The sequence below is a fragment of the Burkholderia sp. Bp9099 genome (genome assembly GCF_003857805.1).
Taxonomy (GTDB): domain Bacteria; phylum Pseudomonadota; class Gammaproteobacteria; order Burkholderiales; family Burkholderiaceae; genus Burkholderia.
Map to the genome: position 1 here is coordinate 106488 of NZ_QTPU01000025.1, position 21555 is coordinate 128042.

At 69.5% G+C, this 21555-nt stretch carries 18 protein-coding genes and 1 pseudogene; 7 read left to right on the top strand and 12 right to left on the bottom strand.

The window, feature by feature from the left end; all coding sequences use genetic code 11:
- Window positions 1-445 precede the first annotated feature (445 nt).
- Window positions 446-1753 carry an MFS transporter gene (locus DIE17_RS27155; protein ID WP_124521126.1) on the bottom strand — a complete coding sequence of 436 codons (1308 nt, stop codon included), beginning with the start codon at window positions 1751-1753 and terminating at the stop codon, window positions 446-448.
- Window positions 1754-2288: 535 nt separating this feature from the next.
- Here DIE17_RS27155 and DIE17_RS27160 point away from each other — a divergent pair.
- Window positions 2289-2735, top strand: a complete 447-nt coding sequence (locus DIE17_RS27160) for a MarR family winged helix-turn-helix transcriptional regulator (RefSeq protein ID WP_124488416.1) — start codon at window positions 2289-2291, stop codon at window positions 2733-2735.
- A gap of 36 nt (window positions 2736-2771) precedes the next feature.
- Here DIE17_RS27160 and DIE17_RS27165 read toward each other — a convergent pair whose 3' ends face one another.
- The 5 genes from DIE17_RS27165 to DIE17_RS27185 all read right to left on the bottom strand — a co-directional run bounded on the left by DIE17_RS27165 (window position 2772) and on the right by DIE17_RS27185 (window position 8637).
- On the bottom strand, window positions 2772-5054 hold the full coding sequence (locus tag DIE17_RS27165) for a xanthine dehydrogenase family protein molybdopterin-binding subunit (RefSeq protein ID WP_124521124.1): 2283 nt from the start codon (window positions 5052-5054) through the stop codon (window positions 2772-2774).
- A gap of 225 nt (window positions 5055-5279) precedes the next feature.
- On the bottom strand, window positions 5280-5927 hold the full coding sequence (locus tag DIE17_RS27170) for an isochorismatase family protein (RefSeq protein ID WP_044843890.1): 648 nt from the start codon (window positions 5925-5927) through the stop codon (window positions 5280-5282).
- A gap of 19 nt (window positions 5928-5946) precedes the next feature.
- Window positions 5947-6987: a 2,5-dihydroxypyridine 5,6-dioxygenase gene (locus DIE17_RS27175; protein ID WP_124521122.1), complete on the bottom strand. Its 1041-nt coding sequence runs from the start codon at window positions 6985-6987 to the stop codon at window positions 5947-5949.
- A gap of 40 nt (window positions 6988-7027) precedes the next feature.
- The gene (locus DIE17_RS27180; RefSeq protein WP_124488419.1) at window positions 7028-7858 is read right to left on the bottom strand and encodes an alpha/beta fold hydrolase; all 831 of its coding nucleotides are present in this window, start codon (window positions 7856-7858) and stop codon (window positions 7028-7030) included.
- A gap of 26 nt (window positions 7859-7884) precedes the next feature.
- The gene (locus DIE17_RS27185; protein WP_044843893.1) at window positions 7885-8637 is read right to left on the bottom strand and encodes an Asp/Glu racemase; all 753 of its coding nucleotides are present in this window, start codon (window positions 8635-8637) and stop codon (window positions 7885-7887) included.
- Between the two features lie 298 nt (window positions 8638-8935).
- On the opposite strand from DIE17_RS27185, the gene DIE17_RS27190 reads away from it, so the two are divergent.
- The 4 genes from DIE17_RS27190 to DIE17_RS27205 all read left to right on the top strand — a co-directional run bounded on the left by DIE17_RS27190 (window position 8936) and on the right by DIE17_RS27205 (window position 13812).
- Entirely contained in the window at window positions 8936-10099 is a 1164-nt protein-coding gene (locus DIE17_RS27190) for an FAD-dependent monooxygenase (protein ID WP_044843894.1), read from the top strand.
- 183 nt (window positions 10100-10282) lie between these two features.
- Window positions 10283-10789 (top strand): (2Fe-2S)-binding protein, encoded by a 507-nt coding sequence (locus DIE17_RS27195; protein ID WP_044843895.1) that lies wholly within the window; start codon window positions 10283-10285, stop codon window positions 10787-10789.
- Window positions 10779-13238, top strand: coding sequence for a c-type cytochrome (locus DIE17_RS27200; protein ID WP_124521119.1), 2460 nt, complete (start codon window positions 10779-10781; stop codon window positions 13236-13238). The genes DIE17_RS27195 and DIE17_RS27200 overlap by 11 nt, the downstream gene beginning before the upstream one ends.
- 241 nt (window positions 13239-13479) lie before the next feature.
- Window positions 13480-13812 carry a hypothetical protein gene (locus tag DIE17_RS27205; protein ID WP_044843897.1) on the top strand — a complete coding sequence of 111 codons (333 nt, stop codon included), beginning with the start codon at window positions 13480-13482 and terminating at the stop codon, window positions 13810-13812.
- 106 nt (window positions 13813-13918) lie between these two features.
- On the opposite strand, the gene mmsB is transcribed toward DIE17_RS27205, so the two are convergent.
- The 3 genes from mmsB to DIE17_RS27220 all read right to left on the bottom strand — a co-directional run bounded on the left by mmsB (window position 13919) and on the right by DIE17_RS27220 (window position 17794).
- On the bottom strand, window positions 13919-14809 hold the full coding sequence (gene mmsB, locus DIE17_RS27210) for a 3-hydroxyisobutyrate dehydrogenase (protein ID WP_124521117.1): 891 nt from the start codon (window positions 14807-14809) through the stop codon (window positions 13919-13921).
- 16 nt (window positions 14810-14825) lie between these two features.
- The gene (locus tag DIE17_RS27215) at window positions 14826-16352 is read right to left on the bottom strand and encodes a CoA-acylating methylmalonate-semialdehyde dehydrogenase (RefSeq protein WP_124521115.1); all 1527 of its coding nucleotides are present in this window, start codon (window positions 16350-16352) and stop codon (window positions 14826-14828) included.
- A gap of 122 nt (window positions 16353-16474) precedes the next feature.
- Window positions 16475-17794: an MFS transporter gene (locus tag DIE17_RS27220; protein WP_044843900.1), complete on the bottom strand. Its 1320-nt coding sequence runs from the start codon at window positions 17792-17794 to the stop codon at window positions 16475-16477.
- Between the two features lie 156 nt (window positions 17795-17950).
- On the opposite strand from DIE17_RS27220, the gene DIE17_RS27225 reads away from it, so the two are divergent.
- Window positions 17951-18910: a LysR family transcriptional regulator gene (locus DIE17_RS27225; protein ID WP_124521113.1), complete on the top strand. Its 960-nt coding sequence runs from the start codon at window positions 17951-17953 to the stop codon at window positions 18908-18910.
- Between the two features lie 145 nt (window positions 18911-19055).
- Here DIE17_RS27225 and DIE17_RS27230 read toward each other — a convergent pair whose 3' ends face one another.
- Together DIE17_RS27230 and DIE17_RS27235 are read right to left on the bottom strand one after the other, a co-directional pair.
- Window positions 19056-19964, bottom strand: a complete 909-nt coding sequence (locus DIE17_RS27230; RefSeq protein WP_124521111.1) for a hypothetical protein — start codon at window positions 19962-19964, stop codon at window positions 19056-19058.
- Between the two features lie 47 nt (window positions 19965-20011).
- Complete coding sequence (locus tag DIE17_RS27235) at window positions 20012-20734, bottom strand: haloacid dehalogenase type II (RefSeq protein ID WP_124488427.1); 723 nt, start codon at window positions 20732-20734, stop codon at window positions 20012-20014.
- 321 nt (window positions 20735-21055) lie between these two features.
- Here DIE17_RS27235 and DIE17_RS27240 point away from each other — a divergent pair, with 321 nt between their 5' ends.
- A complete protein-coding gene (locus DIE17_RS27240; protein ID WP_124521109.1) occupies window positions 21056-21283 on the top strand; it encodes a hypothetical protein in 228 nt (75 codons plus the stop codon).
- 122 nt (window positions 21284-21405) lie between these two features.
- Here DIE17_RS27240 and DIE17_RS27245 read toward each other — a convergent pair.
- Window positions 21406-21555, bottom strand: a pseudogene (locus DIE17_RS27245) (hydrolase); the annotation flags it as partial.

The window sequence follows — 21555 nt, forward strand, 5'->3', positions numbered from 1 at the left end:
TCGTTCAGGGGGAATCCTGCTTGCGATGCGGGATCGCCGCGCGAGGACTCGCGCGGTGCGCAGCGCCGGGTTGAAGGAAGGATTGCCGTCCGCCCGAGGGGCGGGCGCGTTGATCTCGCAAACGACGTGCCTGCACGGCGGGACACGCGTACGCGCCGGTGTGGCGCGAAGCTGCGCGGGGAGGCAGTGGCATGCCCGTGCGCGAACGCGCGCGCGAGGCGACGTGTTTGTAAAAAGGCAGTGCGGCACGTCGGGAGGCGACCTGTGCGCGGGTGCGGCGCCCAGGAAAGCTGTTCAAGCCGTCAGCCGGGGGCGCTGCGACGAATGCGGAAGGGCGAGAGGGGGGCAGCGCGCGTATCGTTGGGCACGCATCGATACGTGGAGAGTCGTGCGAATTGTGCGAATCGCGCGCGACGACCTCGGGTCGCCGCGCGCATGGAGCGCATCAGCGGTTCACGAGCTTTGCAGGATACGCGAGCGCGAGCGCGCATCCGACCAGCATGCATGCGGCGAAGCCGTACAGCCCCGCGCTTTGCGAATGGAACGTATCGCGCAGCCAGCCGATGAAGTAGGTGCTGCCGAAGCCGCCGAGGTTCGCGATCGAGCACGCGAACGCGATCCCGCCGGCGGCGGCCGAGCCCTTCAGGAACGTGGACGGCAGCGCCCAGACGACCGGCATCGCGGCGGCCGCGCCCGCGTTGATCAGCGAGAACAGCAGCACGGTCGCGAGCGTGCCGTGCGACGACGCGGCGGCGAATGCGAGCGCGACGGCCGACACCAGGAACGGCACGACGATATGCCAGCGGCGCTCGCGCGCACGGTCGGAGCTCGCGCCGCAATACAGCGTCGCGAGCACGGCCGCGGCATTCGGGATCACCATCAGCCAGCCGATGTGATACGCGTCCTTCACGCCGGTGTCGCGCAGGATCGTCGGCAGCCAGAAGCTCACCGCATACAGCCCGAGCAGCACGCACAGGTCGATGAGGCCGAGTGCCCACACCTTCGGATCGGAGAACGCGCGGCCGAGCGCGTGGCTCTTGTTGCCGGACGGATCGGCGTCGAGGTTCGCGCGCAGCATGCGCTGCTCGTCCGCGTTCAGCCAGCGCGCGCTCTCGATGCTGTTGGGCAGCCAGCGCAGCACCGCGAAGCCGAGCAGCACCGACGGCAATGCTTCGAGCAGGAACAGCCACTGCCAGCCGCCGAGCGCGTGCACGCCGTCGAACGCACGCATGATCCAGCCGGAAATCGGGCTGCCGATCATGCTCGACAGCGGCAGCCCGACCATGAACAGCGCGACGATGCGTGCGCGGCGCGCATCGGGATACCACTGGGTCAGGTACAGCAGCACGCCGGGCAGGAAGCCGGCTTCGGCGGCGCCGAGCAGGAAGCGCACGACGTAGAACTGCATCGGCGTATGCACGAACATCGTCGCGCCCGACAGCAGGCCCCACGTGATCATGATCCGTGCGATCCACAGCTTCGCGCCGACGCGCTGCAGCACCAGATTGCTCGGGACTTCGAACAGGATGTAGCCGCCGAAGAACAGGCCGGCGCCAAGCCCGTACACGGTGTCGCTGAACTTCAGCGCGTCGAGCATCTGCAGCTTCGCGAGCCCGATGTTGATGCGGTCGAGATAGGCCGCGAAATAGCACAGGCAGAACAGCGTGATCAGGCGCAGCGTGACCTTGCGGTAGAGCGCGCCGTGCAGCGTGTCGTCGGCGGAGACGGCGGCGCTCGGGTGTGCGGTAGACATGGGATTGCCCCTGTTCGAATGTGACGGATGAAGTGGGTGGCCGTTCGACGCGAGCGAAGGTTCGCCGCGCGCTGGAGTCTGTATAGCACGCCAATTACATAGCGTACACACTAGAAAATACGGAATCGCGTAGGCATGAAAGTGAACGCGCCGGGATCGATCGTTAAACCAGATAAACCCGGAATTTTTCGGGGATTAATCTGGAAATGTGCACATATCAACATGGTTTTTTTCATCCTGAGGCATGCACGAAATTCGTGCGTATACGCTCAAAAGTGGAGTGTGTGCACGCCAGTGCTTCGGCGTTCGGAGCGCGCGCGTCCGGCAGCCCGCCGGATCGCGCGAGCCGCGGGCGTTGCAGCGTCGATGTCCGCGAGCAGGCCGATATGGTCGGGCGCTTGTCGGGCGCGACGCGGGTCGGGCGCCACGAACCCTGACGCACCGCAACGAAGCAGCGGCCGCGTGACCGGATGCACCGATTTGAGGGTGTACACTGCTTGCCTTTCCCATTCATGCCGCGCGAGCCTTCATCTTCATGGCGTCTTCCAAGGATTCCTACGACTTTCACGACCAGGTCGGGCACCTGCTGCGCCGTGCCTATCAGCGGCACGTCGCGATCTTCCAGGAAGCGATCCCCGATTCGGACCTGACCGCCGCGCAGTTCGTCGCGCTGTGCGCGGTCAAGGAAAAGCAGGCGTGTTCGCTGAACGACATCGTGAAGGCGACGGCGATCGACCAGGCGACCATTCGCGGCGTCGTCGAGCGGTTGAAGACGCGCGCGCTGATCGAGGTGCTGCCCGACCCGAACGACGGCCGCAAGCTGATCGTGCGCGCGACCGCGGCGGGCCTCGCGCTGATCGACCGCACGGTGCCGTTCGCGCGGCAGGTGACCGAGCGCACGTACGGGCCGCTCAATCCGGGCGAACGCGTCGCATTGCAGTACCTGCTGCGCAAGATGATGGAGGCCGACGGCGACGCGTGACGCGCGGCGCCGTCCGGCCCTCGACGCAAACCGGCCTCATGCGGCGCTTGCTGCGACACTCGCTTCGGTAGCCGGAAGCCGGCCGGCCTCGCGCAGCGCGGCGCGCACCGTCTCGGGCGTGAACGGCGGCGCGTAGAAGCGCACGCCGGTCGCATCGAACAGCGCATTCGCGACGGCGGCGGGCCCCGGCACCGACGCCGATTCGCCCGCGCCGAGCGGCGGCTCGCCTTGCCGCGGCATCAGCACCACGTCGACGTCCGGCACTTCGTCGAACGTCAGGATCGGATAGCTCGCCCATTCGCGCGACGCGACCTTGCCGTCGGCAAACCGCACGCGTTCCTTCAGCGTGCGGCTCAATACCTGGATCACGTTGCCGTGGATCTGGTGGCGCACGCCGTCGGGGTTGATCATCGTGCCGGTGTCCTGGCCGACCGTCACGCGTTCGATGCGGATCTCGCCCGACACGCGATCGACGCTCAGGTCGACGATCCATGCGGACCAGGCCGCGCCGAAACCGGGGAAGCGGCTGTGGACGTAGCGTGCGTAGGCGACGCCGCGTCCGCGGACGACGCGCGCTGCTGCCGCTTCATTTCCGCGATCCACGCGCCGCGGCGTCCAGCCCGCGCGATCGGCGACGGCCTGCAGCAGTTCGGTCGCGCGCGTGTCCTTGAGATGGCGCAGCCGGAACGCGAGCGGATCGATGCCGGCCAGCGTCGCGCATTCGTCGACGAACGCGTCGTGCGCGAACGAGTTCGGCAATGCCGACACGCCGCGCAGCCACGAGGCGCGCACGAGCGGCGCGAGATCCTCGCAGACGAAGCGGCGGTCCGGGCTTTCATACGGCGACACGGCGGTGCGGTCGCCCATTTCGAACACGCGCGGTTCGGGCGCGATCGCGCCGGTCAGGAGCGTCGCGAGCAGCGGCGCGTCGTTCGACGGATAGCGCGTCGTGAAGTCGTAGCCGAGCAGGCGGCCGTCGCGCGTCACGGTGCCCGTCACCTGCATCAGCTGCCCGGCGCCCTTCGGTTCCCACAGATGCTCGTCCGCGCGCGACAGCTGCACGCGCACCGGGCGGCCGACCGCGCGCGACAGCAGCAGCGCGTCGCCGCAGACGTCGTCCGCGCCGTTGCGGCCGTAGCAGCCGGCCGCTTCCATCCGCACGATGTCGATATCGGCTTCGTCGCGCGCCACGAGCGTCGCGAGGTCGTAGCGCAGCGATACGGGGTTCTGGGTGCCGGACCATACGGTGATCCGGCCGTCGCCGGGTGCGCGATAGTCGGCGAGCGCGCACGACGGGCCGATCGAGCCGTGCATCTGGAACGGCCACGCATAGGTGCGCGACAGCGTGATCGTGCCGGGTTGCGCGCGTGCCGCGTCGACGTCGCCTTCGTCGAGCAGCAACCGGCGTTGCGCGGGCGCGGCGGCGATCGCGGCCGCGGGCGTGTCGAGCGGCGGCAGCGCAGGGTGCGGGCGCCACGCGACGCGCAGCTGGCGTGCCGCGCGGATCGCGTGTTCCTCGCGCTCGGCGACGACGCCGACGAAGTCGCCAAGCGCGACGACCGCCACGAGCCCGGGCACGTCGGCGACCGACGCGCGATCGACGTCCACCAGCGACGTGCCGACGAACGCGCCGCTGTCGTGGCCCGCATACGGCGGCCGCACGACGCGGCCGTGCAGCATGCCCGGCACGCGCATGTCGTGCACGAACGTGAGCTGGCCGGTGGCCTTCGCAGGCAGGTCGACGCGCGGCGACGACCGGCCGACGATCCGGTAGCGGGCGGGATCCTTCGTGCGGGCGTTCAGGTCGAGCGTGAGCGCGATGCGGCGCGCCGCGACGAGCGCGGCGAACGTTGCTGTGTGCCCGCCGGCCGGTGCGGCGATCGTGCCGTCGTCGATGCTCAGTTGCGCGGGGTCGACACCGAAGCGCTCGGCGGCCAGCGCCAGCAGCGCGTGGCGTGCCTGCGCGGCCGCGCAGCGCAGCGGCGTCGCGGAAATCTGGATCGTCGCGCTCGCGATGGTCGGACCCTGGTTCGGCGTCGCGGCCGTGTCGCCGAGCACCATCGTCACGCGCGCGGCCGGCACGTCGAGCTCCTCCGCCACGATCTGCGCGAGCGACGTGCGGATGCCGGTGCCGAGGTCGACGTGGCCGTTGAACGCGAGGATGCGTCCGTCGTCGAGGATCGCGACGAACACCTCGGGCAGCGCCGGCACGTACGACGACAGGCTGCCCGGCTGGCCGGGCGCCGGCTTGGGCGGCGGCGCGGGCGGCCGGATCACGGTCAGGCAGCCGTCGCGCGCAAGCAGTTCGGAGCGGTTCACGGTTCAGGTGTCCTGTCGGGGGAGGGCGCGACCGGCGGCCGGTCGCAGCGCCTGCGGCGGCGGCGCTGCTGCCGCGTGCCGCGCACGGGGCGACGGCCCGGGCGTGCGCGATGGCGCACGCGGTCAATCTAGGCCGACAAAAGCGCAGCGTCAATCGCGCGCCGGCGCGGGCACGGCTGCCGTTCGTACCACCCGTGCCGCACTGCCCGCGATCGGCGCGGCGGCTCAGCGTGCGTGCACGGCATCGATCGCCGCGATCGCATCGTCGAGCGGCATCACGGCCGCGTATTTCTGCTGCATGTCGAACAGGTTCGCGTCGTGCGGCGCGATCGCGCGATCGCCGACGCAATCGGCGAGCACGAGCGGGCGGAACCCGTGCGACATCGCGTCGACCACGCTCGCGCGCACGCAGCCGCTCGTCACCGCGCCCGCGACGAGCAGCGTCTGCACCGCGCGCTGCGCGAGCCACGGCGCGAGCTGCGTGCCGAAGAACGCCGACGGCACGGTCTTGCGCACGACGAGTTCGCCGGCGGCGGGCGTGAGTTCGGGCACGATCGCGCTGTTCGGATGGTGCTCGGTCAGCGTCGCCATGCCGGGCACCTTCAGCGAGAACACGTTGTCGTCGCTGCCGTCGTCCGCGTACACGATGCGGCTGTGCGCGACCGGCCAGCCGCGTGCGCGCGCGAGCGCGAGCGCCCGCGTCGTGCGCGCGATCGCCGGCGCGATGTTGCCGCCGCCGAACGTCGCGGGATCGGCGAAGCCGACCACGAAGTCGACGATCAGCAGCCCGATGTTGCCGTGCGGCGGCAGCGGCGTGCCGAAACCCTGCTGGCGGTAGACGTTTGCTTCGGCGTGGCGGGAAAGATCGGTCATGGTGTCGGGCACTCGTCGGTCAGGCGGGTTGATCGGCCACGCGGCCTTCGCGCACGACGGTTTCGCCGTCGAGCTCGACCGTGCAGCGGCGCAGCGGGATGTCGATGTGGCAGGTGGTCGTGCGGGCGCCGCCGCCTTCGTTGTTCGGGCCGAGCGAGAACAGGAAGTTGCCTTCGAACGCGCGCGCATCCATCCCGATCGTCGCCTCGCGGTCGTACAGGCCGAGCGTCGACCAGCGCGCGCGCGGCTGCAGCCCCCAGCCGATGTGCGAGATCGCATAGCCTTCCGGGTCCGCGAAGGTTTCCATGTAGTCGCGCAGCAGGTCGGCATCGACGCCGCCTTCGATGCGCGTCGCATAACCGCCTTCGACGGTCAGCGCGATCGGCTCGCTCACGTAATGTTTCTGCGGCAGCAGGATGTCGCCGCGATCGATCACGATCGTGCCGCGCGCGGTACGGTCGTTCGGGTAGGTCAGCGCGAAGCCGCTCGGCCAGTGGTCCCAGCGGCCCGGCGCGTCGACGAAGCCGTATTCGGCGGTCGGCGGGAAATCGCCGAGCGGGCACGCGAGCGCCGTGCCGGCCGCCGAGGTCACGCGCATCTCGCGCGCGGCGGCGATTTTCTTCGCGGCGCCGAGCACGCGCGTGCGGTCGGCCAGTGTCGGCACCATCCGCACCAGCACTTCGGGCGGCTCGACCGCGAGCAGGATCTTCGTGCCGGATTTCAGGATGTCGTGCTGCTCGGGCGAGAACAGCAGCGTCATCAGGTCGAGCACGAGGTCGCTCTCGCGCAATGCGGCGATCGCGGCGCGGTTGCCGGTCAGCGGCGTCGTGCCGAGATACGCGAGCGGGTCGCGGCTGAACGCCTTCTCGCCGTTCACCGGCGGCAGGTCGAGCCGGTTGACGATCGCGCCCATCGATTGCGTCGCGATCAGCGCGCACGACAGCGTCTGCGGATGAGTGGCCGCGCTCGTCAGGATCGTGACGGTCTGGCCCGGTTCGAGGCGCGACAGCGTGAGCACCTGCTTCCACGCGTCGATCAGTTGATAGTCGCTGACTGGCATCGTCGGCTCCGGTAATGGCGTGAAGGGAAGGGGGGAGAAATCAGGCCGCGAGCGGCGCGCCGAGGAAGTTGCCGAACGCCGCGTAGAAGCCCGCCGCGTTGTCCCACGGGATCATGTGGCCGGCATCGGGCACGCGCACGTGCCGCATCGACGGCGTCGCACGCTGCAGTTCGGCGACGTCGTCGTCGCGCACCACGTCGCCGCGCTCGGCCGTGATCAGCAGCGACGGCACGGCCAGTTGCGCGGCATCCGCGTGGAAGTCGTCGGTGTGGAAACCTTCGTACGACGTGCGCACCGCGCGCTCGTCGCAGGTATGCAGCCACTCGGCGCGCAGTTGCAGCTCGGCGTCGGTCCAGGTCGGGCAGAACGCGCGCATCCCTTCGGCGTCGGTGCCGGCGCGCGCGAGCGCCATCGAGTCGATGTACCACGGCAGCTTGCCCGGATAGTCGCGGCGGTTCGGGCCCGACACCGGCGGATCGACGAGCACGACCGATTCGAGCCCGCGGACGCCGCGCCGCGCCGCGCGCGCGGCGATCCGCGCGCCCATCGAATGGCCGACCAGGCTCGTGCGCGGCAGGCCGAGCGCGGCGACGAACGCCGCGACGTCATCGGCTTGCGCATCGAGGCCGTAGTCGAGCGACGGCGACGCGTCGGACAGCCCGCGGCCGCGCACGTCGAGCACATAGGTGTCGAACGCCGCGCCGAACACCTCGCCGACGAAGCCCCAGGTGATCGCGGGGCTCGTGATGCCGGGAATCAGCACGATCGCGGGGCGCGACGCGCGCGCGCCCGTGGCGCCGCCGTAGCGCAGGTAGTGCTGGCGGATGCCGTTGGCGCGGACGTTCGCGCCGTACAGGAAAGTCGAGGACATGGCGATGCTCCGAAGTAGCGGGGCGCTCAATACGCGCCGGACAGCAGCGCGCCGGCGCCGGGCACGATCGGTTCGAGATCGAGTTCGCGCAGCATCGCGTAGGTCGTCGCGATCGCGGCCGTGATCACGGGCTTGCCCGTCATCGCCTCGACCTTCGCGACGGCCGGCAGCGACGGCATCTGCACGCACGCGGACAGCACGATCGCATCGGCGTCCTGGTACGGCAGCGTCTTCACGATGTCGGGCAGGCGCGCCGGGTCGTGGCGGCCGACGTCGAGGTTGTCGGGGATCTCGAGCGCGCGATACGCGATCACGTCGTAGCCTTCGTTGCGGATGTAGTCGACCACGAGCTCGGTCAGCGGCAGCATGTACGGCGCGACCACCACGATGCGCTTCGCGCCGATCACCTTCAGCGCATCGACGAGCGCGCCCGCGCTCGTCAGCACCGGCGCCTGCGCGCCGTTGTCGGCCGTGTGCTTCGTGAGGCGGGCCTGCGACACGCGGTGATAGCCGTGGCCCATCGCCATGATCGCGACGAGGCACGCGTAGCCGAGCACGTCGACGCGCGCATCGCTCAGTTCCACCGCGCAGCGGTCGGACTCGGCGTCCATCGCCGCGAGTTCTTCCTTGACGACCTTCTTCATCCGCATCCGGCTCGAGTGATACGTGAAGCGCTCGGGCCGGATCGCCTCGCGCAACCGCAGCATCGCGGGAATCTCGGTTTCCATCGTCGTGTTGGAACTCGGCACGATCTGGCCGATGCGGTAGGTCTTGCTCATGACGGGAGGCTCCGTGTCGGTAAGGGTGGGGCGGCACGCTGGCGCGGGATCGCCTGGTTTCGGGGAAAGTCTAGTGTGTACATTTGAAAATGACAATGGGTCAAAATGATTCCTTTCAGGCGTGGATCGTTTATTTTCGGATGTATATGAGGTTTTATTGGTGTTTTCCCGGATGGGACGGCCACCAGAAATAATCCCCTTGTCTTGAATAAATTGAGTGTGTACGCTACATAAACGCCATTCAATCCGCCCGTTCTCGTGCCGCGTCCGGCGCCGGGCTCACGATCAGGAGATCCGCATGAGCAAACCCCGTATCGCAATCATCGGCGCCGGTCTCGGCGGCACGGCCGCCGCGGCGCTGCTGCAGCGCGGCGGCTACGACGTCGCGCTGTACGAGCAGGCGCCGGCGTTCTCGCGCCTCGGCGCGGGCATCCATCTCGGCCCGAACGTGATGAAGATCATGCGGCGCATCGGCTGCGAGGACGCGCTGGAGACGATGGGTTCGCATCCGGATTGCTGGTACAGCCGCGACTGGCAGACGGCCGACGTGCTGTCGCGGATTCCGCTCGGCGACTACGCGCGCAGGACCTACGGCGCGAGCTACCTGACCGTGCATCGCGGCGATTTCCACGCGCTGATGACGCAGGCGGTGACGCCCGGCACGATCCGCTTCGGCAAGCGGCTCGCGGCGGTGGAGGACACGGGTGACGCGGTGCGCCTGACGTTTGCCGACGGCAGCGTCGAGACGGCCGACATCGTGATCGGCGCGGACGGCGTGAACTCGCGGATCCGCGAGCATCTGCTCGGCGCGGAGCCGCCGCGCTATACGGGCTACGTCGCGCATCGCGCGGTGTTCCCGGCCTCGCTGCTCGGCAACAAGCCGTACGACATGTGCGTGAAATGGTGGTCGGAGGATCGCCACATGATGGTCTACTACGTGACGGAGAAGCGCGACGAGTACTACTACGTGACCGGCGTGCCGCAGGCCGAGTGGCCGGAAGGCGTGTCGATGGTCGACAGCAGCCGCGATGAAATGCGCGAGGCGTTCGCCGGCTTCCACGCCGACATCCAGCATCTGATCGACGTGTCGCCGTCGATCACGAAGTGGCCGCTGCTCGAGCGCGACCCGCTGCCGTTGTGGAGCCGCGGCCGTCTCGTGCTGCTCGGCGACGCATGCCATCCGATGAAGCCGCACATGGCGCAGGGCGCGGCGATGGCGATCGAGGATGCGGCGATGCTCGCGCGCTGCCTCGACGAAGTCGGCATCGGCGATTACGCGGGTGCGTTCGCGCTGTACGAGGCGAACCGCGCGGCACGCGCGTCGAAGGTGCAGCTCGTGTCGCACAACAACACGTGGCTGCGCACCAACGAGGATCCGTCGTGGGTGTTCGGCTACGACGTGTTCGACGTGCCGCTGGTGTCGCCGTCGCCGTCGCGCGGCAACGTGGCGGCCGTCGCCTGACGCGCATGCGGTGTCCGCGCCGGATGCCGCGCCGCCGTATCGGTGATCGATGCGGCGGTACGCATTTCGGCGTGTTATACGTGAGCGCTGCGCGCGACGCCGGCCCGTCGCGAGCCGGCGGCCGTGCCCGCTGCCGGCCCCAACACGGCCTGCCGGCCCGCGCCCCGCATTCCGGATCCCTTCATGTCCCATCCCGCTTCCCCGTCGCGGCCGCTCGCGTTTCGCGTGAACGGCACGCCGCACACGTTCGACGCTGCCGCGCCCGACGCGCCGCTGCTGCTGGTCCTGCGCAACGACTGCGCGCTCAACGGCCCGAAGTACGGCTGCGGATTCGGGCAGTGCGGCGCGTGTACGGTGCTGGTCGACGCTCAGGCGACGCGCGCGTGCGTCGTGCCGGCGGCCGCCGCGCATGGGCGCGACGTGACGACGCTCGAAGGGCTCGGCTCGCGCGACGCGCCGCATCCGATCCAGCGCGCGTTCATCGACGAGCAGGCCGCGCAGTGCGGCTATTGCCTGAACGGAATGATCATGAGCACGAAGGCGCTGCTCGACCGTAATCCGTCACCGGACGATGCGGCGATCCGCGACGCGCTGCGCTTCAATCTTTGTCGCTGCGGCACGCATCTGGAGATCATCCGCGCGGTGCATCGGGCCGCGCGCTATCTGCGGGACGACGGCGATGAAGCATGACCTGAGCGTGCCCGCGCAGCCCGAAGCCGATGCGAGCGATGTGCGGCGCGATGAAGCGGCGGCCGGTTCGGCGCGGCGTGCGGACGACGCGGCGCGCATGCACCGCGCACACTACGAATGGCCGATCGGCGATGCGCGTGCGCACGCGTCGTTCGAGCTCGAAACGCGGACCGCTGCCGATGGGCGGATGACGACGTGGCGCTATCGCGCGAAGGCCGGCACGACACCGGATGCGCGGCGCGCGGCGGCGCAGGGCGGGGCATCGGCTCGGTCGTCGCCGTTCGTCTATCGACATGCGCAGACGTCGATCGAGATGGCCGACATCCACCACGCGATTCCCGGCCACGCGCACGCATTCGCGCGCGAGTCGTTCGTCGACGAACTGGCCGGTGCGCTGCGGCGCGATCCGGTCGCATTGCGCCTGCAGCATCTCGATGCGTCGCGCGATGCCGGGCCGCGCGAGATCATCCGGATGGTCAGCGAACGCGCGGCGTGGGGCGAACCGGCCACGGGCCGTGCCCATACAGCGGCGCAGGACCGCCTCAGTGGGCGCGGCTTTGCATTCGATGGTGCGGGCGTGCTCGAGGCGCCGTCCGCAGGCGAAAACCCGCACGCGGACGCGGGCCGCGACAACGGCCGCGACAGCGATCCGCACTGGTCCGCCTGGGTCGTCGATCTAGACGTCGATCGCGCGACGGGTGACGTCGCGGTGCGCCGCGTCGTCGCCGGGCAGGGCGCGGGCGAGCCCGGGCAGGCGTCGATGGCGGGCTTGCCCGCGTGGCAGATCGAAGCGGCGATTTCGCGCGTGATGGGCGCGCGGCTGTCCGCACGGCCGGCGCATGACGAGACCGGCGGCGATGTCGCGCCGGATGCGATCGCACATGAACTCGTCGCGTTCGACGACGCAGAGCCGGGAGTCGGTCGCGCCCGGTCGCTGTCGACATACGACGCGCAACGGATCGAACAGGCGGTGGCGCCGGCGGCGGCCGCGATCGCGAACGCGCTGCATGACGCGACGGGCGTGCGTTTTCGCGCGCCGCCGTTCGACGCCGCGCGGATTCGCGACGCGCTGGCCCGGCCGGAGCCGGCCGATGTCGGCGAGCGCCGTTCCGGCGCGCCGCGCCGCGCGTCATCGCGCTGGCGCCGCTGGCTGGCCGGTGGCGGCGCGGGCGGGGTCGTCGGCGGGCTGATCGGGCTGGCCTGCGCGATCCTGCCGGGCCCGGCGCCGATCGCCCTGGTCGCACCCGGCGGCGCGGACGGCACGATGTGGAGCGCGGCGACGCTCGAACGCGGCCGCCTGATCGCGCTCGCCGGCGATTGCGCGGTCTGCCATACCGCGCCGGGCGGCGCGGCCAATGCGGGCGGTCTCGCGCTCGACACGCCGTTCGGCACGATCTACACGACCAACATCACGCCCGATCCGGAAACCGGCATCGGCGCATGGTCGTATCCGGCGTTCGCGCGCGCGATGCGCGAAGGCATCGGGCGCGACGGCTCGCATTTGTATCCGGCGTTTCCGTACACCGCGTTCGCGAAGCTGAGCGAGCCCGACCTGCTCGCGCTGTATGCATACCTGATGTCGCAGCCGCCGGTGAAGCATGCGCCGCCGAAGACGAAGCTGCCGTTCCCGCTCGACCAGCGGCGCCTCGTCGCCGGATGGAACTGGCTGTTTCACGACGCGCGGGCGTTCGTGCCGGATCCGGCGCGCTCCGCGTCGTGGAATCGCGGCAAGTATCTGGTCGACGGCGCCGGGCACTGCGGCGCGTGCCATACGCCGCGCAACGCGCTCGGCGCGGAACGGGGCGGCCGCGCATATCTGGCCGGCGGCGAGGCCGAGGGATGGGTCGCGCCGCCGCTCGTCGCGTCGCCGGCGTCGCCGGTGCCGTGGACCGAAGGCGCGCTGTTCGACTACCTGCGCACGGGCTTCTCCGCGCAGCACGGCGTCGCGGCCGGGCCGATGGCGCCGGTCGTCGCGGGGCTCGCGGCGCTGCCCGAATCGGACGTCCGGGCGATCGCGCATTATCTGGCGTCGCTGTCGCCGCCCGTCGATGCCGCGGTGGCCGTCGACGCGGCGACCCGCCATGCACGCGGTGCGGAAGCGGTCGCGACGCTCGGCCTCGAGAGCGGCCGGCGCGCGTTCGATGCCGCGTGCGCGGTCTGTCACGCGGAGACGGGCGGGGTCGGGCATTTCGGCGTGCGTCCGCTGATGGGGCTCAACACGAGCGTCAGCCAGGCTGCGCCCGACAACCTGCTGCGCGTGCTGCACGACGGGATCGACCATCCAGCCACCGACGGGCTCGGCTACATGCCCGGCTTCCGCGACGCGTTCGACGACCGGCAGATGGCCGAGCTCGCCGCATACATCCGCGCGCGCTATGCGCCCGGCCAACCGGCGTGGCGAAGCCTGGAGGAGGCTTCGGCGAGAATCCGGCAGGCGCGTGCGCACTGACCGGCGCGCCGGCCGATGCCGGTCGCCGGGCAGAAACCGTGCGTCGGCCGAGAAGCCGGGAAAAGCGACACGCTGCGCAACGACGGGCGTGACGCGGGCCGCAAATCTTGCCGGCAGCACCCCATCGTTTAACCATTCGAAACAATGTGTTCACTGAAAAGGGCATGATCTCCGGCGATCGGGCAGGCATACTGTCGACTATGTTGCTCAATGCCGTCGAATCGACGCGCGCTTGCCCCCCATGTCCATTGCTCTATCTTTTCGATCCCTGCGAGGGTTGACCATCGCGGCCGTTGCATGCTTGCTCGCCGCATGTTCGACCGCTTCCGACGTGACCACGACGTCGAATCCGAACGTCTTCACCGTGACGACGCGCACGCTCGGCGTGTCGACGACGTGGGCCGACGCCCATGCGAAAGCTGTCGACGAAGCGACCAACTACTGCACGCAGCGCGGCATGCGCGCGAGCCTGAAGCAGGAGTCGGTGACCGGCGGCCGCCGCGTCGACGCGCGCTCCGAACTCGCGTTCGAGTGCCATCCGACCTTCGAGACCGCGTCGAACCCGCGCGGATAAGCGCCGCGCCGCCCGCGCGGCCGTAACCTCCGCACTACTCCGGATGTGAACCGACCCGCGATGCCGTTGACGGGCAGCGCGGGCCGTCGCACGTCCGCCGGCCGCGTTACGCGGGCTGCGCCTCGTACAGCTTCACGCACGCGGAGAAGTCGAGCGTGCCGAGCCCGTGCTGGCTCATCGACTGATAGAGCTGCTGCGCGAGCGCGCCCATCCACACCGGCTGCCGTGCGCTGCGCGCGGCTTCGGTCGCCAGCCCGAGATCCTTCAGCATCAGGTTCGCGGCGAAACCGCCCGAGTAGCCGCGTGCGGCGGGTGCCGCGTCGTTCACGCCCGGATACGGGTTGTAGCTGTCCGAACTCCAGCAGCGGCCGGTCGACGTGTTGATGATGCCGGCCAGCACGGCCGGATCGATGCCGAGCGCGGCGCCGAGCGCCATCGCTTCGGCCACGCCCATCATCGAGATGCCGAGCAGCAGGTTGTTGCAGATCTTCGCGATCTGCCCGGTGCCCGTGCCGCCGCAATGCACGACGTTCTTCCCCATGTCGAGCAGTACCGGGCGGATGCGCTCGAACAGCGCGCCTTGCGCGCCGACCATGAAGGTCAGCGTGCCGGCCTGCGCGCCGCCGGTGCCGCCCGACACCGGCGCGTCGGCGAACGGGAAGTCGCGCTGCGCGGCGGCGTCGGCCACCGCGCGCACGGTGCCCGGATCGATCGTGCTGCAGTCGACCAACGTCGCGCCGGCACGCGCGCCGGCCAGCACGCCGTCGTCGCCGAGGTAGACCGCGCGCACGTGCTGCGCGGCCGGCAGCATCGTGATCACCAGCGACGCGCGGGCGGCCGCGTCACGCGGCGACGCGGCCGCCGTCGCGCCCGCGCGCACCGCCGCGTCGACCGCGTTCGCGTCGAGGTCGAACACCGTCAGCGCGTGGCCGGCCTTGAGCAGGTTGGCGGCCATCGGGCCGCCCATGTTGCCGAGTCCGATGAATGCGATTTCCATGTGCAGGCTTCCTTGATCAGCGCAGCGCGATCGTCGTGTTCACGCCGCCGGTCGTCGCGTCGTCGTCGAACCAGCGCGCGGTGACCGTCTTCGTCTGCGTGTAGAACTGCACGACCTGCTTGCCGTACGGGCCGAGATCGCCGAGCTTCGAGCCGCGCGAGCCGGTGAAGCTGAAGTAGGGGACCGGCACCGGGATCGGGATGTTGATGCCGACCTGGCCGATGTCGATCTCGCTCTGGAACTTGCGCGCGGCCGCGCCGCTCTGCGTGAACAGGCCGACGCCGTTGCCCATCGGGTTGCGGTTGACCAGCGCGATCGCGTCGTCGAGCGTGTCGGCTTCGAGCACGACCACCACCGGCCCGAAGATTTCTTCCTGATAGATCGACATGTCGGTCGTCACGTTCGAGAAGATCGTCGGGCCGACGAAGTTGCCCTGCTCGTAGCCGGGCACCTTCACGTCGCGGCCGTCGAGCAGCAGCGTCGCGCCTTCCTTCACGCCCGCGTCGATCAGCGACAGGATGCGGGCCTTCGCCGCCTTCGACACGACCGGACCGACGTCCGTGCCGGCTTCGGCGCCGGCGTTGACCTTCAGCGCCTTCGCCTTCTCGACCAGCTCGGGCAGCCAGTCGCGCGCCTGGCCGACCAGCACGACGACCGACGTCGCCATGCAGCGCTGGCCGGCCGCGCCGAAGCCTGCGCCGACCAGCGCGTTGATCGACTGCTCGCGGTGCGCATCGGGCAGCACGACCGCGTGGTTCTTCGCGCCCATCATCGACTGCACGCGCTTGCCGTGCTGGCTGCCGAGGTTGTACACGTGCGTGCCGACGCGCGTCGAGCCGACGAACGAGATCGCCTTGATGTCCGGGTGCGTGCACAGACGGTCGACCGCGGTCTTGCCGCCGTGCACGACGTTCAGCACGCCCTGCGGCACGCCGGCCTCGATCGCGAGTTCGACGAGCTGCATCGTCGACAGCGGATCCTGTTCGGACGGTTTCAGCACGAACGTGTTGCCGCACACGATCGCCATCGGGAACATCCACAGCGGGATCATGCCGGGGAAGTTGAACGGCGTGATGCCCGCGCACACGCCGATCGGCTGGCGCAGCGTGTAGGTGTCGACGCCGCCCGCGACGTTCTCCGCGAATTCGCCTTGCTGCAGCGTGCCGATCGAGCACGCATGCTCGACCACTTCAAGGCCGCGGAAGATGTCGCCCTGTGCGTCGGGCAGCGTCTTGCCCTGCTCGGCCGTCAGCGTGTGCGCGATCCGTTCGAGATTGCGGCGCACCAGGTCCTGGAACTTCAGCATGATGCGCAGCCGCGCGCCGATCGGCGTCGTCTTCCAGGTCTGGAACGCGCGTTGCGCGGACGCGATCGCGGCATCGACCTCGTCGAGCGTCGCGTACGGCACGCGGCCGATCACTTCCTGCGTCGCGGGGTTGACGATGTCGCCCCATTCGGCGCTTTGCGATTCGACGAACGCGCCGTCGATCAGCAGCTTGGCGGTGGGCAGGGCGAGGGTGGTCTGGGGAACTGCGGCGTTCATGGAACTCTCCGGGAAACGGTGATGCGAAGAAAACACGTGGGCTGCGTCCGTCGCGCGTGCGGCCACGGCGGACGGCAGGTCGAACTGAAATCGGGGCGATGCGGATCGCTGCGGGCCGATGCTTACGCACGCGCCGGACGCATCAACGCGGTACACGCGAGCGCGAACACGCCGAAGCCGACGAGGTACGCGATCACGTAGTGCGGCTGGCCGCCGCCGGCCTTGAGCAGCGACGTCGCGATCATCGGCGCGAAGCCGCCGCCGATCACGCCGGCGAGCTGCACCGACAGCGAGATGCCGCTGTAGCGGATTTCCGCCGGGAACTGCTGCGCGAACAGCAGCGACTCCGGCGCATACAGGATCGGGAACACGATGCCGAGGCCGAGCACGATCGCCCACCATGCGGTCGACGTCTGCTGCGTGCCGAGCATCAGGAAGAACGGCGCCGCGAACAGGCACATCAGCACGAGGCCGATCGCGAACATCCGGCGCTGGCCGATGCGGTCGCTGAGATGCCCGCACAGCGGCATCGTGACGAGCGACAACGCCGCGCCGGCCGTGATCGCGTGCAGCATCTCGGCCTTCGGCAGATGCAGCTGCTGCGTCGCATACGCGAGCGCGAACGTGACGACCATGTAGAACCAGGTGTTCTCCGCGGCGCGTGCGCCGACGATCGTCAGCACCTCGCGCGGATGGCGGCGCAGCGCGGCCGTCACCGGCGACTTCTCGGCCTTGCCCTGGCGCTGCATCTTCTCGAAGTCCGGCGACTCGGGCACCTTCGCGCGGATGAACCAGCCGAGGCCGACCAGCGCGATGCTCGCGAGGAACGGCACGCGCCAGCCCCACGACAGCATGTCGGCTTCCGGCAGCGCGGCCACCGCGGCCATCGCGACCGACGACAGGATCAGCCCGAGCCCGACGCCCGTCTGCGGCAGGCTGCCGAACAGCCCCTTGCGGCCCTTCGGCGCGTGCTCGACGGCCATCAGCACCGCGCCGCCCCATTCGCCGCCGACCGCCATCCCCTGCAGGAAGCGCATCGCGATCAGCAGCGCGGCGGCCCAGTAGCCGATGCGGTCGTACGACGGGATCAGCCCGATGATCATGCTCGGCACGCCCATCAGCAGCAGCGTGATCATCAGCATCGACTTGCGGCCGATGCGGTCGCCGAAGTGGCCGAACACGATGCCGCCCATCGGCCGGCCGATGAAGCCGACCGCGAACGTGCCGAACGCGGCGAGCGTGCCGACGACGGGGTCCAGCGACGGGAAGAAGATGCGGTTGAACACGAGCGCGGCGGCCGTGCCGTAGAGGAAGAAGTCGTACCACTCGATCGTGGTGCCGGCCATGCTGGCCCAGCCGGCCAGCAGGTAGTGCCGCGCGGTGCGGGCGGGCGCCGGCGTCGCGATGGCTGCATGCTCATCGAGGGTGGATCGCGTCTGCATGGTGTCTCCGTATTTATTGCCCGCGGCTCATGGTCCGCAGGTCACGGTCGAGTATAGTTATGCGCGGATCCATGATGTACCGACAAGAAAGCCGGTTGGATGTGCATTTATGCATATCGGCACCCGGCCCCGAGACACCTGCTTTTTTTCCCGCCGATGCGACACGCCACCGAGCCGGTTTCCGGCAACCTGAACTGGGACGACCTGCGCTTCTTCCTCGAAGTCGCCCGCACGCAGCGCGCGAGCGGGGCCGCGAAGCGGCTCGGGGTCGACTACACGACCGTCGCGCGGCGCATTCGCGCACTCGAGGCCGCGATGGGTACGCTTTTGTTCGACAAGTCGCGCTCGGGCGGCTTCACGCTGACCGCCGAGGGGCAGCGGCTCGTCGCGTATGCGGACGCGATGGAGACGACCGTGCAGTCCGCGTGCGACCAGGTCGCGAACACCGGCGAGGCGCTGTCGGGCCACGTGCGGATCGGGTCGACCGAAGGGTTCGGCTGCTTTTTCCTCGCGCCGCAGCTCGCGCGGTTTCGCGTCGCGCACCCGCATGTGACGGTCGACCTGCTGCCGGTCCCGCATTTCGTCAACCTGCCGAAGCGCGAGGCCGACCTCGCGATCACGCTCGAGCGGCCCGAACGCGGGCCTTACGTGGTCACGAAGCTGTGCGACTACCAGTTGCGGCTCTATGCGACGCGCGACTATCTGGCGAGTCATCCGCCGATCGCCTGCACCGACGATCTCGCGCGGCATGCGTTCATCAGTTACGTCGACGATCTCGCGTTCAGCAGCGAACTGCTGTACCTGGAGCGCGCGGTGCCCGGCGCGACGGCCGGGCTACGCACGACGAGCGTGATCGCGCAGGTGTTCGCGGCGCTGCAGGGCGGCGCGCTCGCGATCCTGCCGTGCTTCATGGCGGCCACGCAGCCGGCGCTGGTGCCGGTGCTGCCGGACGACGTGGTGGTCACGCGGTGCTTCTGGCTGACGTGTCGCGAGGATCTGCGCAAGCTGCGGCGCGTGACGGCGCTGTGGGATTACCTGCGCGCGGCGGCGGACGCGAACCGGGCGTTGTTGATGGGGGAGTCGGAGCGGCTCCGGTTCGTCGGGGATCCGGAATAGCGGGGCTGGAGGCGGCGGTGATTTGCGCAGCGGGCGGGTCGGGGTTCACGCGGTTCCAGGTGCACCGCGTTGCGGCACACCCGCGGCGGCGTCACGCGAGCGCGGCGAAGGGGCCGCCGCCAGGCAGCCGGCCGCCTGGGCGTGCCTAGGCGTAATAGATTCGCCCGACGTCCGTGTCGCGTAATCGCCCGGTGCGTTCGGCGTCGTCGAGCGCATCGCCGAAATCGCGCGTGCACAGGTCCGGTCGGCCCAATGCAGTGAGGATGCGCGACACGCGCCACGCGGGCAGCCAGTCCGCCCATGCAAGGCGCACGCCGATGAGCAGTGCCAGCATGACGCCCAATGCGAACGGTCCGCCGAGCAGCGTGAGAACGACGAGCGTCGGATCGGAAAATCCGCTGTCGCTGGTCCAGATGCCCAGCAGCATGAGCGGGATCAGGAAACAGGTCATGCCGATGAACATCCATTTCCACGCAAGCCAGAGCGTATGCGTCAGCCCGGCCAACCCGGTGTCGCCGCACGTGTGATCCATGACCATGTGGCGGCGGTCCGGAGACGACAGCGCAAGCAGGCGGCCTCGGCGATCGACCACGGCAACGACGTCGTCGCCGACGTCGAAGCACTGTCCGCCGAGGAAGCCGCGGTACGTGTCACCGCCGATTTCGATTTCGACCGGGAGCTTCGCGAACAGGATCCTGCCGTTTTTCCCGACGGTGACGTAGGCGTTTTCCGATGCAAAGGTCTTGCTGCCGCGGATATTCGCATACGACCATGTCGCCGGATGCTCGACCTTGTCGGCCGCGGCGTTCAAGCTGGCCAGGGCGAGGTCTTCGTCGGCTTGCTGAACCACCAGCGCATTGGCGGCGGCACCGTTGCCGGTGAGCGCCGCGGCAATCGGCACCACGTAGTGCGTGAACCGGTAGCCGAGCGATTTCTTCCGGGCTTCGGGATCGACGGGCGGCATCTGATGGCGCGCAGCGTCCTCCCGATCGGGACGCTCCAGAAAGCGCATCGCGGTGAGCTTGCCTGCTACCAGACGCAGGGATGACGACATAGGCCGGGGCTGAATGTGGTCGGAGTGCGGAGTCTAGCAGCCGGCACTCAACCCGGACAACCGAGCCGATCCGCGAGTTCGTTCAGGTCCTTGACGTCGAAGTCCCACGCGTCGTCGGCTTTCAGGTCGGTCGTCTGGTTCGGCCCGTGTTCGGTCGGCCGCAGCACGAACGCGGTGGCGAGCCCGAGTCGCCGCGCGGCGGCCAGATCGCCATTGTGCGCGGCAACCAGGCACAGCTCGGCCGGCTCGAGACCGAGGATCTCGACCGCTTCGGTATAGACCCTCGGCGACGGCTTGTACGCGTGCGCGACTTCGGCGCCGAGAATCGCGTCCCACGGCAGGCCGCCGTGCTTCGCGACGTCGACCATCAGCCGGATGTTGCCGTTCGACAGCGGCGCGATCACGTAGCGCCGCTTCAGCCGCTGCAGCGCCGAGACGGAGTCGGGCCACGGATCGAGCCGGTGCCACGCGAGGTTGAGCGCGTCGATCTCCGAGTCGGGCACGCCGTCGATACCATAGCGGTCGAGCGTGCGCACCAGGTTCTCGCGGTGCAGCACGTCGAGCCGCACGTAGCGCCTGCGCCCGCTGCGGATTTCCTCCATCGACGGCGCATATTCGCGGCGCCACGTATCGGCGAATTCGAACGGATCGCGATCCGGCGCGTGGCGCGCCAGGAACGTGGCGGCTTCGCGCGCGACGCCGTTTCTCCAGTCGACGATCGTTCCGAACACGTCGAAAACGAGCGCCTTGATGTCTGCAGGGTTCGTCATGGGATTTTCGTGAAGGTCGGTCGAGGGGGACGCGACGCGCGCCGTGGCGGCAGCGTGCGACGCCGGTTCGAATGACATTGAATCACGTATCCGCGAACACGGCTGGCGGCGTCGCGGCGATGGCGGCGCGCGGTGCGGCATCGAGGGTGCGTGAGAGTGCATGAGGGCGAGGCGGAGCTGGGAAAACCGGTATCGCACGGCCCGTCACGGGCCTTCGGCCATGACCTTCGGCACATTCCTGCCCGCGTGCGCGGCGCCTACGCTGGGCAGGTCGCCGGCGCGTGCCGGCGGCGTTCCCCAACCAACCGACAAGGACATGCCATGCCGACCATTTCAGTCTACGGGTTCAATTCGGACAGCGGCCCGAGCGCGTTCGGCGCGCAAGCCACGCGCGACAACCTCAACGAGGACCATCCGACGTGGGCCGTGACGCTGGCCTACACCGCGAGCACCACGACGGCCGTCTTCACGTCGACCACGGCGTCCGACGCGGATCTCAGGGCCGCGCTGGAGGCGGCGTATCCGCCGGCAAGCTACCACGTGGTTTAGGTATCGCGGGTGCCCGCCCGGGCCGGCCCGGGCGGGGTAGTTCATGTGGCGCAACGCGCGCCGGCGGCTGCGACGCGGGCCGGGTTCGCGCCGCGAGCGCGGCGCTTGCGGACGTGCGGCAATCAGCTCTTGTCGTACGAGAACTGGATGCCCGCGGTGCCGCCGGTTTCGATGAACAGGTTGATGAACGCGGGGACGGTTGCGCTGCGCGCCCAGTCGCGCTGCAGTTCGCAGAACAGCTGCGCGACGCTGATCATCTGGCCGCCGGCCTG